The organism is Pseudoduganella sp. UC29_71, from assembly GCF_042693265.1.
Lineage (GTDB): Bacteria > Pseudomonadota > Gammaproteobacteria > Burkholderiales > Burkholderiaceae_D > Rugamonas.
The window spans coordinates 1,618,999-1,634,036 of sequence record NZ_CP170549.1 but is presented as its reverse complement, the minus strand read 5'-3'; the positions used below and the strand labels follow the sequence as shown (position 1 = coordinate 1,634,036).

Annotated in this window: 9 protein-coding genes; 1 reads left to right on the top strand and 8 read right to left on the bottom strand. The window is 66.4% G+C overall.

All coding sequences use genetic code 11. From position 1 onward, the window contains the following. Positions 1-74: 74 nt before the first annotated feature. The 8 genes from ACFJI2_RS07195 to ACFJI2_RS07160 all read right to left on the bottom strand — a co-directional run bounded on the left by ACFJI2_RS07195 (position 75) and on the right by ACFJI2_RS07160 (position 13,651). Complete coding sequence (locus ACFJI2_RS07195) at positions 75-1,322, bottom strand: hypothetical protein (protein ID WP_377704386.1); 1,248 nt, start codon at positions 1,320-1,322, stop codon at positions 75-77. Positions 1,323-1,387: 65 nt separating this feature from the next. After that, positions 1,388-2,770: a pectate lyase gene (gene pelA, locus ACFJI2_RS07190; protein ID WP_377704385.1), complete on the bottom strand. Its 1,383-nt coding sequence runs from the start codon at positions 2,768-2,770 to the stop codon at positions 1,388-1,390. Beyond that, on the bottom strand, positions 2,770-4,344 hold the full coding sequence (locus ACFJI2_RS07185) for a DUF5060 domain-containing protein (protein WP_377704384.1): 1,575 nt from the start codon (positions 4,342-4,344) through the stop codon (positions 2,770-2,772). Before ACFJI2_RS07185 ends, pelA begins: the two co-directional genes overlap by 1 nt. A 12-nt stretch (positions 4,345-4,356) precedes the next feature. Then, positions 4,357-6,030 (bottom strand): DUF5060 domain-containing protein, encoded by a 1,674-nt coding sequence (locus tag ACFJI2_RS07180; protein WP_377704383.1) that lies wholly within the window; start codon positions 6,028-6,030, stop codon positions 4,357-4,359. After that, entirely contained in the window at positions 6,027-8,279 is a 2,253-nt protein-coding gene (locus ACFJI2_RS07175; protein ID WP_377704382.1) for a hypothetical protein, read from the bottom strand. The genes ACFJI2_RS07180 and ACFJI2_RS07175 overlap by 4 nt, the downstream gene beginning before the upstream one ends. A gap of 68 nt (positions 8,280-8,347) precedes the next feature. Further along, positions 8,348-11,260, bottom strand: coding sequence for a TonB-dependent receptor domain-containing protein (locus ACFJI2_RS07170; RefSeq protein WP_377704381.1), 2,913 nt, complete (start codon positions 11,258-11,260; stop codon positions 8,348-8,350). 185 nt (positions 11,261-11,445) lie between these two features. After that, positions 11,446-12,906 carry a Gfo/Idh/MocA family protein gene (locus ACFJI2_RS07165; RefSeq protein ID WP_377704380.1) on the bottom strand — a complete coding sequence of 487 codons (1,461 nt, stop codon included), beginning with the start codon at positions 12,904-12,906 and terminating at the stop codon, positions 11,446-11,448. A gap of 133 nt (positions 12,907-13,039) precedes the next feature. Further along, on the bottom strand, positions 13,040-13,651 hold the full coding sequence (locus ACFJI2_RS07160; protein ID WP_377704379.1) for a TetR/AcrR family transcriptional regulator: 612 nt from the start codon (positions 13,649-13,651) through the stop codon (positions 13,040-13,042). Between the two features lie 104 nt (positions 13,652-13,755). Here ACFJI2_RS07160 and ACFJI2_RS07155 point away from each other — a divergent pair, with 104 nt between their 5' ends. Then, positions 13,756-15,030 (top strand): MFS transporter, encoded by a 1,275-nt coding sequence (locus ACFJI2_RS07155; protein ID WP_377704378.1) that lies wholly within the window; start codon positions 13,756-13,758, stop codon positions 15,028-15,030. Positions 15,031-15,038 lie beyond the last annotated feature (8 nt).

The following is a 15,038-nucleotide window of genomic DNA, read 5'->3' as shown; positions in this document are numbered from 1 at the left end:
GCTTTATCCTTGCTGTATATCGATAGGCGGCCATGATAACCGAGCGGGTAGCGGCTCCGGCTCGGCAAGTTACTCTAATCGCGTACGCTGTAGACGTAGTCCCCCGGCGGCAGCATGAACCGAGGCGCGGGTTTGCCTGCCTGCAGCCTGATAACATCCGCCGGCACTGAGTCAGCTGGCTCTCCCTTCACGTGCGCATAGGCCAGCTTGGTCCCCGTCACCGGCAACAACTCGCGAGGCGCAGCAGACGGCTTGAAACCGGCCAGCGACTGCATCCAGTCCGGCCTCCCGCTAGTGCCATCCATGCCGTAGCGCGGGTGCACCACCTGCATATCCATCGCATAGCGCGGGCCGCCGAACACCTCATAACCGCCGGCTGGAGAGCGCAGCACGAACGGCGTTGCCCGGGCCGCGCGCGCAAGCGCTTTGTCGTACATCGCATGTTCCGCCTCCTGCTTGACGTGCGCCATCATGGCAACCTGGTCGATCGTCAGCGGGTCGAGTCCCGTCATGTGTTTAAGCTGCGCCGCCATCATGGCTGTACCTACGCCATTGCCGACGCGCGGCATTTCGCTCGCGTGGCCATAGCCCACGAAAATGAACGCCTTTGCGGCAGGGTCTTTCGCAAAGATGCGGTCAACCAGGTTGCGTGCCTGGCCGACCTCGCGCCGTTCGGACCTTTGGTCGAATGATTCGCCTTCAACTTCATCGAACGGTTCGTACTGCACCATTTTCCACCCGTCCCTGGCGGCGTCGCGCAGGAAGTTCCCGTACACCGGTTCGCGCGAATAATAGCCGTCCGAAAGCGCCAGGTAACCCTTCTCGAACGGCGTGTTCTCGAAGGTTTCCGCTGCCAGCCAGCTGTAACCTATCTTGCGCAATTCGCGCGCCAGCCGCATGGCAAAGGCGCGGTGCATGGGGACGTGGTGGGCTTCGTTCAGGATGACGATGCGGTGCCTGCGCGCTTCGCGCACGATGGCGTCCAGCGCGTCGTCGACGCTGGCTGCCGCCAGGCGGTCGGTATCGTCGGCATATCGGTTGGCGGCACGGCGAAAGAGCGCCGCCTGTTCATCAAACGCCTCCATGGCGCCCTCGGGGTCGCCGGTGAACGAACGCTGGGTGCCCAAAGTCTGCAGGCTGCTGTTAAGCGCCTTCTTTGCCTGCTCGACCTCGCTCAGCGCAAGTGCATGCGTGGCCAGCACGGCACGCGGCCCTTGCACTGCCTGCTCGGCCTTGTGTAGATTCACTTCCGGATCTACCCCGGCGGTGGCCACTGTGCTCAATGCGGCCAGCGCCGCCCATGCCGTTGACCTCAGCATCATCCGCCCCTCTTATGATTAACTCAATATTTCCAAAGAGTATCACATCAATGGGGGACCTGGCCATGCTATGGCCGGCTGTGCGGCCAGCGGGCGTAGAGCTCCAGCGCCTTGGCGGGTCCGGTACCGAACCAGGCGTAGCCGTTGCGGCGTTCCAGGCTGACGGCGTTGACGTCGTCGTGGATGCTGCGGTCGCGGTCGCCGAAAATGGGCTTCATGGTGGCGATGTCGTAGTAGCGCGACCAGATCGGGCCGGCGCCGGGCTTGGCCACCAGCATGCGGCCGGCGATTGGCTCTTTGCCGGTCCATTCCACGTCGCGCAGTGCGGCGCGCTGCAGCCAGGCGGCGGTGCCGCGTACGGCGGCCACGGCGTCGGGCGATGGGTCGGGAAGGCGCATCAGCAGGATGATGAGGGCTGCGCTTTCGCCGCTGGTGAGCGATGGCGGTTCGAAGTTGCGCGCGCCGACGGGAGACAGCGTGATCGGGTCGTGCTGCTGGCACCAGGCGGTGCGCACGCCGCCGATGACGATCTGGGAAGCCAGTATCAGCTGCACGGCCCTGGCGGCGGCGGCGCGCGCTTCGCCGGCCATGGCGGCGGGGACGAAGGCGTAGTCGCCCTTTGCTGCCGCTGCCTCGTCCAGCAGCTCGACCACGCTGCCCATGGCGTTGTCGTTGAAGGTGATGGCGTCGTGGTAGCCGCCTTGCAGTGGGTAGATCTGCGGGTAGCCGCCGTTCGGGTATTGGGCGTTGAGCAGGTAGCGCAGGCCCTTCAGGAAGGACTGGCGGTAGGCGTCGCCGCCGGCACCCGGAGCCTGGGCCTGCACGCGGGCGAGGAAGCGCAGTTCGGTGGTGGTGGCGTCGTTGTCGATGGTGCCAACGTAGTTCCAGGCATCTTTGCGCGGCGGCGAACCGGGTACCACGTCGTCCACCACGTAGTGTTGGCCGCGCTGGCGCGGGGGCGCTGCGCGGTTGGTGTTCTTGCCCCAGCCGCCGGCGGGGGTCTGGTAGCTGAGGATGTTGGCGGCCACCAGGCGCGCTTCGGCGCTGCCGTACCACGCGGCTTGGCGGTTGAGCGGCATGCCGCCGTCGTGGCTGGTGTTGTGCGGGGGCGCCGGCGGCGTAGCACTGCCGGTGGGCACTGCGGCGGTGGGAGCTGCGGCTGTCGGAGCGGCAGCGCCGCGCTCGGCGGCCAGTACGGCTTTGTCGGCGGCCATCAGCGCGCGGGAACGGGCGAGGTAGTCGCGCCAGGCAGCCTGCTCCGCCGCCGGCAGCGCTGAGCTGGAGATGCGGGCTTCGGTCAGCGTGTCGTACGGCTGCATGTAGCCGATGATGGCGGCATGCGCCGTGGGCAGCATGCCGCCTGACGCCAGCAGCGCGGCCGCGGCAAAGGCGGTGGCAAGCGCGCGCGGCAGGCGGGCCAGGCGTGACGGCGGCGTGGTCATGTTCTTCATTACGGAATCCTTATGATGCGGAGCGCCATATAGGGCCGGCCGGGCAATGCGATGCTGCGGCCGTTCTTGTCGGCGAAAGTGTAGTTGTCGCGTTTGACGATCTCGAACGTGCCGTCCACCGGCGTGACGGTCATGTTCCAGGTGTCGATGACTTCGGCGCGGAACTTCATGCCGTCCTGCAGTCCGGTCTTGAACAGCACGAAAGGCCAGTCCTTGGGCGTGCCGAGGCCGAAGTAGCCGAGGTAGTACTGGGCGTGCTTGCCCGCGAACGGATGGTTCTGCCATTTGTCGATCGGCTCCAGCCCTTCCGGCGGGCTCTCGCTCAGGATCTTGCGGAAGAAGGCCAGGCGCGGCGGGCTGCTGCCCTTGAAGGTGCCGCCTTTCGCCAGCCAAACCATGCCGTTCGGATCTTCATAGCTTTCGCTGTGGCCGACGTAGGTGCCTGCAATCGCGCCTTCCCAGAAGCGCAGCACCATCTCCTCCGGCTTGAGCTGGCCCCAGCGGCGCGAGAAATTGCCTTCGTATTTCACCTCGTCGTACACCACCGGTTTGTTATAGACGTCGCGGAACAGCACCGCGCGCTCGAAGTCTTCCGCGATGGCGCCGCTTTGCACGCTCACGTGCGTCACCCAGGGCTGGGTGTGGTTATAGAACACGAAGGCGTTGTGGATGGAACGCAGGTGGTTGTACGGGTCCTCGCGCTGCACGGTCTGGAAGTAGTTGTCCCAGTCCGCCATCGTTTTCTCCTTGAGGAAGTCGAACTCGTTGGCCATGGACCACCACACGTTGCGGTAGGCGCTCAGGCGCGCCACCACGTAGCGCAGGTAGCGTTGGTTCACGTCGGCAGGCAGGCGGTCGAAGCCCCAGTAGCCCTTGTCGTAGGGATGGAACAGGATCAGGTCCGCTTCGATGCCGATGTCGCCCAGCTGGCCAACGCGCCGCTCCAGGTGGCGGAAGAACTCGGGATTGAAACGCGTGAGGTCCCACGCTTTGGGCGGGTGGCCCGCGAAAGGGAAGCGCGGCGGTTCGTTCTTGTCGTCGTGGTTGGGGAAGATGGCCATGCGCAGCTTGTTGAACGGTGCGGCGGCCAGCGTTTTCAGGGTCTGCTGCTCGAGCGCTTCGGTCTGGTGCGCCCAGGCGTAGCTGGTGGTGCCCACTTGCCAGAACGGCGTGCCGTCTTCGTAGGCGAAGTGGCGGGTGTTATGCACGCGCACCGGGCCGTGATTGCCGGCCGACGGCGCCGTGGCTGTGACCTTGCCTTTGCGGCCGTTCAGCTGCGCGCGGTTGCTGTGCGTTTCATATTCCCAGTCGCCGCTTTCGGGCGGCATGAAGCGGATCTTGTACTGGCCGTCGCCGTCGTAAAAGCCAGCCACCTTCACCGTTTGCGCGCCCTGGCGGAACGTGGCCGACAGGTCCACTTCCATGAAGGGATTGCCGCTGGAAGGGCCGGGCAAGGCGATTTCCGCCCTGCCCCAGCGTTCCACGGTGGTCTGCGCAAGGGCCGCCGGCGCCGGCAGCGTGGCCAGCGCAATACTGGCGGCCAGCGCGCAGGCCAGCAGATACAGCTTTCTCATCAATTCGTCTCCTTAAGGTACCCGTACGATGCGCAAGGCCATATAAGGCCGAGCCGGCAAGGCGATGCTGCGGCCGGCCTTGTCGGCGAAGGTGTAGTTGTCGCGCTTGACGATGTCGAACACGCCGGCCACCGGCGTTACCGTCATGTTCCAGGTGTCGATCACTTCGGCCCTGAATTTCATGCCATCGGCCAGGCCGGTCTTGAACAGCACGAAGGGCCAGCTGGCCGGCGCCTGCTCGCCGAAGTAGCCCAGGTAGTACTGGGCGTGTTTGCCAGCGAACGGGTGGCCCTGCCATTTGTCTATCGGTTCCAGGCCTTCGGGCGGGCTTTCGCCGAGGATCTTGCGGAAGAAGGCCAGGCGCGGCGGGCTCTGGCCGCGCAGCACGCCGCCCTTGGCCCACCAGACGATGTCCTGCGGGTCTTCATAGGTTTCGCTGTGGCCCACATAGGTGCCGGCGATGGCGCCCTGCCAGAAGCGCAGCACCATTTCCTCCGGCGTGAGCTGGCCCCAGCGCTGCTGGAAGTTTCCTTCGTATTTCACTTCGTCGTAGACGATGGGTTTGTTGTAGACGTCGCGCAGCAGCACGGCGCGTTCGTAGTCTTCGGTGATGGCGCCGCTTTGTACGCTCACGTGCGTTACCCAGGGCTTGGTGTGGTTGTAGAAGACAAAGGCGTTGTGGATGGAGCGCAGGTGCTGGTAGGGATCTTCGCGCTGCACGGTCTGGAAGTAGCTGTCCCACTCTTCCATGGTCTTGGATTTGACGAAGTCGAACTCGTTGGCCATCGACCACCACACGTTGCGGTAGGCGCTCAGGCGCGCCACGACGTAGCGCAGGTAGCGCTGGTTGACGTCCGGCGGCATGCTGTCGAAGCCCCAGGCGCCTTTGTCGTAGGGGTGGAACAGGATGATGTCGGCTTCGATACCGAGGTCGCGCAGCTGGGCTACGCGCTGTTCCAGGTGGCGGAAGAAGGCGGGGTTGAAGCGGGTGTAGTCCCAGGTCTTGGGCGGCTGGCCCTCGAAGGGGTAATACACCGGCTCGTTCTTGCTGTGTTCATAGCGCTTGGGGAAGACGCCCATGCGGAGCTTGTTGAACGGCGCGGTGGACAGGGTCTTCAGGGTCTGGTCTTCGAGCTGGTCGCCCTGGTGGGTCCAGGCGTAGCTGGTGGTGCCGACTTGCCAGAACGGGCTGCCATCGGCATAGGCAAAGTGGCGGGTGTTGTGGACGCGCACCGGGCCGTGATTCGTGGCCGAGGGTGCGGTGGCGGTCAGCTTGCCTTTGCGGCCGCGCAGTTCGGGGCGGTTGCTGTAGGTTTCGTATTCCCACACGCCCACGGTGTCCGGCATGAAGCGGATCTTGTATTGGCCGTCGCCGTCGTAGAAGCCGGGAACCTTGAGCTGGCGGGCGCCCTGGCGGAAGGTGGCGGAGAATTCGACGTCCAGGAATGGATTGCCCGTGCTGGGGCCGGGCAGCGTGATTTCGGTGCTGGCCCAGCGTTCAACGATGGCAGGCGTGGGGGTGCCTGGCGGCACGGCGCCGGCGACAGCGGCGGCGGCAGTGGCGGCAGAGGTGGCAGCGGCGGTGGCGCTGGCCGGGCCGAGCGCGAAGTAGAGTGCGAGGCCGAGCGCAAGGCTGGCGGCGATGTTGAGCGCGGCGACGGCTTTGGAGACGGTATGCGTGTTCATGGCAGCTTCCTGAAGCCTTCGGCGCGCACGGTCCAGCCCTGGGATGGGAAGCCGGGTGCGTTGCAGGCGGTTGGTGTGCAGCCGGGGGCGCCTTCCCAGCCGCCGGCCATCATGGCGACAGCGGCAAGCAAGGCGCCGTTTCCGGGCAGGTAGACGGGCAGGCCTTTGTTGGGGTTGTGGCCGGCCTGCGTGTAGCCGTTGTTCGGGCCGTCCGATTTGAGCAGCACGTCCACGGCCTGCGTGGTGGCGCCGAGGCGGGCGGCGGTCATGGCGATCATGGGGTAGTCCCAGCCCCAGATCTTGGCGGCCCAGTCCCAGTTGGCGAGGACGGCGTCCAGCGTGCGGCGCATGGTGGCGCGGTCCACGCCGTCGCCGGGGAGCTGGCCGAGCGCCATCAGGAAAGATGGGTGGTCGTGGCGGCTGTCGACGTTGTCCCAGGTGTCGGGGTGGGATTCGACAGCGACGTATTTGCCGTCTTTTGTCGGCAGCGCGGACAGGTGGGTGCGTTTGTGTTCCCAGTCCGGGTCGCGCGGCAGGCCGGCGCGCTCGCGCCATTGCTGGGCGGCTTCCAAGGCCCAGGCCCAGTAGCTCAGCTCATAGGCGGGGTTCATGCTGGTGGATTGGTCGTAGATCTCCTGCGCGATCCAGAGCGGTGGGCCGAGCACATAGCGCTGCCCTGCTTCGTCCCAGTGCAGCATGGAGGCCATGGCTTGCGCGGTTTCGGAGACCAGTTCGCCGTAGCGGGCCACGGTGGCGGGCGTGGGGTTGGCGCGGTATAGCAGTTCGGCGAGGTGGATGGCGTGGGGCTGGTTCCAGGCGATCAGCGGGTTGCCGCCAGGGCTTTCGCGGCCTTCTGGGCCGGTCATTTTCATCCAGCGTGCGCCTTTGAGGCCGCGCTCGGCGGCGACGGCGCGGGCGGACGGCAAGGTACGCTGGTACCAGCCGAGCGTGCGGGCCGTGTATTCCGGGCGGCCCCACAGGGCGAAGTGGGCGGTGTGCCACCAGACCATTTCGGTGTGGTGCTTGCCGAACCAGGTGGAGGTGGTGAGGCCGCTTTCCTGGGCGGGCAGGTCGTCGCCCAGCTGGATGGCGGCCAGGTATTGGGACAGGACGACGCGGCGTTCCAGCTCGCGTGCGCGCGGGTCGGTGCTGCCGGTGAAGTCGACGGCGGCGCCGGATTGCCAGTAGGCGCGCCAGTGGTCGGCGGCGCGGTCGAAGGCGCGGGCGGCCGACGGCGCGGCGCTGGCCGAGGAGACCGAAGCGCCAGCTGGGACTGCGGCGACGGTCGCGGCCCCGGCGGCTGGGGTGATGGACGCGGCGGCCGTGGCGGGCGCGGCGGCGGAAGGAGTTGGGCTGCGTGGGGTGAAGGTCAGCGTCAGGTCGAGGATGCGGCCGGAGGCGGGGGTGATGTCGAAGGCGTGGGGGCCGCTGCGCTTGATGGTGATGGGCGCGCTGGCTGCCAGCGTCATGCCGTAGCGGGATGCGTCGCGGCTGTGCTCCAGCGCCAGGGTGCGCGCGGTTTGCGCCAGCACGGTGGTCTGGTGCGCGTCCGGCCTGGACCAGTCAAGCGGCGGATTGTGGCGGGCAGCGGCCTGGTCGTAGCCCAGCGGCAGCGCGATGCGCACGGCCACGCGCTGCGGGCCTTGCGCGAACAGCGGCGTATCGATGTGCAGCGCCAGGGTGTCGCTGTCCGGGCTGACGCTGCTGCGCACAGCGGCCGGCTGGCCGAGCAGCTTGACGCGGCTGTCGAGCTGTCCGCGCCACAGGTCCAGGCGCTGATCCACCGCGCTCACGTCGGCAGCCGTCAGCGGCCGTGCGCCCTCGCCTGCCAGCACGAAGCCGATCTGCGGCAGCGGCTGGATGTGCGGATTCTCGCGCAGCCATTGCCCTGCCGGCGATCCGGCATTGGTGGGATAGCCCTGCGTGCGGCCGTGCGCGGTGTAGCTGCGGTTGGCGTCGGACAGCTTGTAGTTGTTCGGATTGGCGTTCTCGTGCCATGACCAGCGCGCCTGCGTTTCCAGCGGCGTGCCGCCGACGCGGTAATGCTCGGGCAGCGTTTGCAGGCCCGTGACGTCGGCCGTGAAGCAGAAGCGCCCGTTGCCCACGCTGAGCGGGGACATGATGTCGATCGCGGTGAGATGCGGCGAATGGCGCGCGGCCAATGCCTGGCGGTCGATGGGAGGCGAAGCGCCGGCAAGCGCCGGGCCGGCAAGAACTGCAAGAAGTACGGCGGCGCTGCGGAACGTCATGGCGATGCAATCTCCGGTGGGCAATAGCAAACGCGGCCCCGAAGGGCCGCGATTTTCATACCACTACATTAGAACTTGTACTCAACCGACATGCGGTACACACGGCCCATCATGTCGGCCATGCTGGTCACGTAGCCGCCGCTGTAGATGCTGTTGGACGTGAGTGGCGGCCATTCGTTGGTCAGGTTGTTCACACCCAGGCTGATGGTGGCGTTCTTGAAGCCCTTGTAGCGCACGTTCAGGTTGTACTGGCTGTACGAATCCACCGTGGTCAGCGTGGAACCGGTACGCGGCGTCAGGTCGTTCAAGCCGGTCTGGAAGCGCTGCGACAGCGTGCCGCTCCAGTCGCCGGTGGTGTAGGTCAGTGCCGCGGTGTACTTCCAGCGCGGGTTAATCTGCGGCATGCCGGCCAGGCCGGAGTTCGGGCCTGCGCCGCCGAAGCGGCCATCATTGGTGATGATGCCGATGTTCGTCAGCCATGGGCCGTCCTTCTCGCTCTGGAACTCATACTTGTGATACCAGGTGGCGTCGATCTTTGCATCGAAGGTGCCGACGCTGGTGGTCGGGAAGCGGTAGCTGCCCGATACGTCCGCGCCACGGATGCGGGTCTGGCCGCGGTTGGCCTGGCTGGCCACGATATGGTCGATCACGCCGTTCGAGCCGCGAATGATGTATTCGGCGTACTTGGTCGGGTTCTGCTGCACTTCGGCGATGGTCAGCGCGCCCAGCACGTCCTTCAGCTTCAGGCCCCAGTAGTCCACCGTGATGGCCAAGTCCTTGATCGGCTCGTAGGCGCCGCCGAAGGAGAAGCCGCGGGATTTCTCAGGCTTGAGGAAGGAATTGTTCGGCGTCTTGGTCCAGTAGTTGGTGGTCACGTTGCAGACCTGGTCCGCCGTGTAGCCTGCCTTCGGCGTGCCGGTCCCGGCCACGGTAGGCTGCGAGCTTGGGCACAGGACCGGATCGTCCATCACCTGGGTGCGCACTTCCGGCGTCGGGTTCTGGATGTCCATGATGGACGGCGCGCGGAACCCGGTGGACAGGGAGCTGCGCAGCACCAGGGACTTCAGCGGCTGCCAGCGCGCGGCCAGTTTCGGATTGACCGTGGTCTGCTTCAGATCGTCGTAGTGGTCGGCGCGCACGGCGCCGTTCAGCAGGAAGGTCGAGGTCAGCGGCGCATCCACCTCCATCACCAGCGAGGAAATGTCGCGGCGCAGTTTCTTCGCCACGCCTTGCGGGGTTTCGCCCACCAGGTCGGACTGCACCACGTTGCCGGAAGCATCGATGTTGTAGGAACCGTCGGCCTTCTTCAACACATAGTCCAGCGGTGCGTTAAAGGTACGCGCCGAGTCGCGGCGCAATTCGCCGGACACCGCCAGCGTCAGGTCGCCGCCGCCGAGCGCCATCAGCGCCTTCGAGAAGGTCGCGTCCACGCTCTGGTTGTAGGCCTTGTTGAGGCGGTAGGTGTAGTCGTTCGCCTGGATGCTGCGCAGGTATTCCAGGCCGGCCGCGTCCTGCAGGCCGAACGGGTTCAGGATGCCCTTGTCGAAGCCTTCCTGCGCCTTGGTGTACAGAATGTAGCCTTCGCCGACGCGCGTGTCGCGCTTGGACATGCCGTGGTTCAGGCCCACGCGGTAGTCCCAGCCCAGCACTTCGCCTTCGGCCGACAGCACGATGCGGTCGTTGGTCTGCTGGTCGTTGCGGTAGGCAGGTCCCAGTTCTGCAGGCCCCCACTGGAAGTAGACGGTGCGGTTGTTCAAGTTCAGGTTGCTGACCGTGCCAGGCGTTTTGCTCTGGTCGATGAACATGGTCGGCGTGTTGGCGCCGGTGTTGCTGCCCACTACCTGCACACCCGGCGTGATGCCTTTGCCAGGGTAGAAGCGGCTGGTCGACGGCAGCGAGTAGGTGGTGAACGGCTGGGTGGCGCCCGGCACTTGCATGCCGCGGTATTTCTGCACCGTGAAGTCGCTGTGCAGCAGGTCCAGGTCGATCTTGTGGCCGGCCACGTTCCAGCTGGCGCGCGCGGCCACGTTGGTGATTTCGCTGCCGTCGGTGACGGCGGTCCAGAACAGCGGATTGCGGGCGCAGCCCGGCGCATAGGTCGGCGGATTATTCAGGCTGGCGTTGCCCAGCGTGACCATGGAGTACGGCGTGCCGCCGCAACCGGTGGCGAAGGCCGGGTTGTAGTTCGAGTTGGCCGCACGGGTGAAGCCGAAGTTGGCGAACGGGTTGGGGTTGCGCGCGTCCGGCGTGATGCCCAGGCCCAGCGTGCGCAGGATTTCTGGATCGTGCTGCTGCGGGCGGTCCGACTGGAACAGCGCCGACTTGCGCTGGTGGTCCACCGCGACATAGACGTTGTAGCCGTCGCGCGCCAGGTTGCCGGTACCCATGATGGCGCCGACGCTCTTGGTGTCGCCAGCCGTGCCCATGTCCGGACGGGCGTATTCAGCCTTCAGGGTCATGCCCTCGTAGCCGCGCTTGGTCCAGTAGTTCTGCACGCCGCCGATGGCGTCCGCGCCGTAGATCGAGGCGGCGCCGCCGCTCAAGGTTTCCACGCGGTCCAGCGCCATGCGCGGGATCACGTTCACGGATACATATTGATCTTGCAGCGGCTCGTTGGCCAGGCGGCGGCCGTTCAGCAGCGTCAGCGTGCGCATCGGCCCCAGGCCGCGCAAGTTGGTGACGGGGCCGGCGGCGCCCGAGTTGGTGCCCAGCGACAGCGACTGCGGCTGCTCCAGCACCAGGTCTTTCAGTTCGGTGTGGCCCCGCGCGGCCAGTTCGGTGGCTTTGATGGTGGTCAGCGGCGTGGCGCCTTCGTCGGCGGCGCGGCGGATCAGCGAGCCGGTCACGACGACGGCCTGCACTTGCTGGTCGCCGGCCTGCGCGCTTTGCGCATAGGCCGGAGCGGCCATCTGCAACACTGCCAGGCTGACGGCGGCCGCCAGCGCTGCGCGTTCCAGATTGGGTTTACCGGTTTGTTTCATGGGGCATCTCCTCCTCAAGGTGTCTAGTCGAATTGGCTCGATCAATCTTTTATTTGGTATAGCCAGATACTAAATTGGTTAGACCACCTTAACAAGAAAAACCGTACATATCAGGCCAGACAGGCTACGGCGTTGCTATTTACCCACATTGCCGGCAACGCCGCAGCAGGCCCGCGCGGTCCCGGTCAGACCATTTTCACCCGCATCGGCATGGGCAGCGGCGCGCCGCGGTCCGGCATGGGCGCGCGGTCCGGCGGCGTCAGGCCGGTCACCAGGTCGGCGATGCGCACCGAGGCCCCGCTCTCGAAGCAGCGGTTGGCGGCCACGCCCACCAGGCAGGAATACGCGCCGGCGCGCTCGTCGGACACGCGCTTGTATTTATCGGCCGGCGCGTCGCCGAAGATCTCCTTGAGCATGACGTCGTCGCCGCCGCCATGGCCGCCGGTGCCGGTCCACGGTTCGATGTCGCGCGGGTTGCCGCGCAGCGGGATCACGCGGATCTGCACGTTGTTGCTCTTGCTCTGCACCTCGTTGGCGCCCGCCACGCCGGCCGATTCGACAATGCGGTGCTCCAGCCGGCCCTTGGTGCCGTTGAAGGCGATGTGGTAGCCCTCCCAGGCGTCGTAGGCCGACAGCGCGTAGTTCAGCTGCACGCCGTTGTCGTACTTGACCATCACGTTCATGGTGTCCTCGATATTGATCTCGGGGCGCCACACGCACTGGTCGCGGTAGTAGCCGTCGTGCTTCTCGTTGTCCAGATAGAGTTCCTTCAGGCCCTGGTCGGCCGCCAGGTCGAAGTAGAAGGTGCACTTCTCTTTCTCGGTGCAGGTCAGGCAGCGCTGGTGCGCGCCCTGCAGGCCCATGCGCTTGGCCGTGGCGGGCGTGTAGAACTGGCGCGAGCCGAAGGCGTGCACCATTTCCGGCTGCGCGCCCAGCCACCAGTTCACCAGGTCGAAATGGTGGGTGGCCTTGTGTATCATCAGGCCGCCCGAATTGGCCTTGTTGCTGTGCCAGCGGCGGAAGTAGTCCGCGCCGTGCCTGGTGTTCAGCAGCCAGGTGAAGTCCACCGACATCACGTCGCCGATCTCGCCGCTCATCAGGATGTCCTTGACTTGGGTGCGGGGCGGCGCATAGCGGTAGTTGAAGGTGACGCGGATATGGCGCCCGCTGCGCTTTACGGCATCGAGGATGCGCTGCGCCTTTTCGGCCGTGGTGGTCATCGGCTTTTCGGTGATGACGTCGCAGCCGGCGTCCAGCGCGCGCACGATGTAGTCGTCGTGGCTGGCGTCGGTGGTGGTGACGATGACGAATTGCGGCCTGGTCTCGCGCACCATGCGCTCGAAGTCGTCCGGCGCGTAGGCCTTGGGCGTGCCGGTGCCGGTGGCGGTGATCTTCCTGACAGCCAGCGCAGCGCGGCCGGCGTTGCGGTCGCATACCGCCACGATCTCGTTGCGGTCGCGGTAGGTGCCGGTGATGGCGCCGGTGAACATGCGGGCACGCGAGCCTACGCCCACCACGGCGTAGCGCTTGCGCGGCTCGGCGGCGAAGACGCTGTTCGCGCCCGCCGCCAGCACCAAGCCTGCAGCCCCCGCAGCCGCCTTCAAAACAGTACGCCGATCCATCGGTCCGTGGCCTTTTTCATCCATGCTGTGTCCCCTCGCTTTATAAGTTTCAGGCATTAGTGCCGAAAACATGGTAGCCCCGGGCAGACATTGCGGCAAGACCAATTACAAAATTGGCTGGACCAATCAACTATTTGAGCGAAAAAGGAAAACGGCCTCAGGCCGGCCAGGAGCGCAGCACCTGGTCCACCACTTCGTGCAGCTGCTGGCGGGTGGCGCCGTCCACGGCCTGCACCGCCATGCCGTTGGACACGGTCATCACATAGCGCGCCAGCTGCACCGGGCAGGCGTCGGCCGGCAGGTCGCCTTCGCGCCTGGCGCGTTCGAAGCGTTCGCACAGCAGGTCCTTCTGCTCGGCGCGGCGTTCGGCCAGCGAGGTCCTGATCGGCATCGCTTCCTCGCCGCAGGCCAGCGCGCCGTTGATGACCAGGCAGCCGTGCGGCTTGCCATCCTCGGTCTGTGCATCCGCCGTGTCGCGCAGCAGGCGGGACACCACGGCGCGCGCGTTCGGCTCCATCAGCGCGGCAATGAACTGCGGCTCATGGCCCGCGCGGTAGCGCTCGGCCGCCATGCGGAACAGGTTCTCCTTGTTGCCGAACACGGCGTACAGGCTGGGGCGGTTCATGCCCATGGCGTCGGTCAGGTCCTGCAGCGAACTGCCCTCGTAGCCCTTTTCCCAGAACACTTGCATGGCCTGCTCCAGCGCCGCGTCCTCGTCGAAGGAGCGCGGGCGGCCGGTCTTGCGGGGTGGCGTGGAACTATCTTTCATACCGATCGGTTAAAAATTCATTGACAAATGTTGCACTGCAGTAGATTATGAACCGATCAGTAAAAAACTCAAGCACTTTTACTGCACTGGCCTAAAGGATACCCATGCAAAACCAATCAAACGCCCTGCCCGCGCGCGACGATGCGCTCGACGGCGCCCTCGCGCCCACCCATTCTCCTTCCCCTTCGCCCAGCGCGCCGCCGACCCGCGCGGCCTGGCTGGCCGTGCTGTCCGTGGCGGTCGGCTCGTTCGCGCTGGTGACCACCGAATTCCTGCCGGTCGGCCTGCTGCCCGCCATCGCCGCCGAGCTGGGCGTGACCGAAGGCATTGCCGGCATGATGGTCACCATCCCGGGCCTGGTGGCCGCCTTCGCCGCCATCCTCGTCACCGTCGGCGTTGGCAAGGCGGACCGCCGCCATGTCATCCTGGGCCTGACCGCCCTGCTCGCCATTTCCAACCTCATCGTTGCGCTGTCGCACTCGCTGCCGCTGGTGCTGCTGGGCCGTGCGCTGCTCGGCATCGGCGTGGGCGGCTTCTGGGCCATCGGCGGGGCGCTGGGCGGGCGACTGGTGCCCGAAGCGTCCGCCACGCGCGCCACGGCCGTCATCTTCGCCGGCATTTCGCTGGGCACGGTGGCCGGCGTGCCGGCCGGCGCGGTGATCGGCGAAGCGCTTGGCTGGCGCCTGGCCTTCGCCGCCGCCGGCGCCGTGTCCGTGCTGGTATTCCTTGCGCAGCTGTTCCTGCTGCCCAAGCTGCCCACCGACAAAGCCACTACCTTCGCCCACCTGCCTGCGCTGCTGCGCGTGAAAAAAGGCCGCCTCGGCATGCTGGCCACGCTGCTGGTGTTCATCGGCCAGTTCGCCGCCTACACCTATGTCACGCCCTTCCTGACCCAGATCGGCGGCCTGAGCGCGAAGGCCACCAGCGCCCTGCTGCTCGTGTTCGGCGCCGCCGGCTTCGTCGGCAACCTGATCGGCGGCTGGGCCGTGGCGCGCAGCGTGCGCAACTCGCTGATCGCCACCGGCCTCGTGATGGGCGTCTCGGCCGCGCTGCTGCCCGTGCTGGGCACCAACATCTGGGGCGCCACCGCGCTCATCATCACCTGGGGCCTGGCCTTCGGCATGATGCCGATCTCGGTGCAGACCTGGATGTTCAGGGCCGCGCCGCACGCCATGGAAAGCGGCGGCGCCGTGTTCGTCGCCACCGCGCAAGTGTCGCTGGCCAGCGGCGCGCTGGTGGGCGGCGTGGCGGTCGACCACCTGGGGGTGGCCAGCGCCATGTTCGTAGGCGGCGCCTTCGCCATCGCCATGGCCGCCGCCATCGCCGCCTGGGCCGGCCGCGACGACGGCCCGCCGGTCAAGCTGCACGCGGTGCACTGACCAGCGCG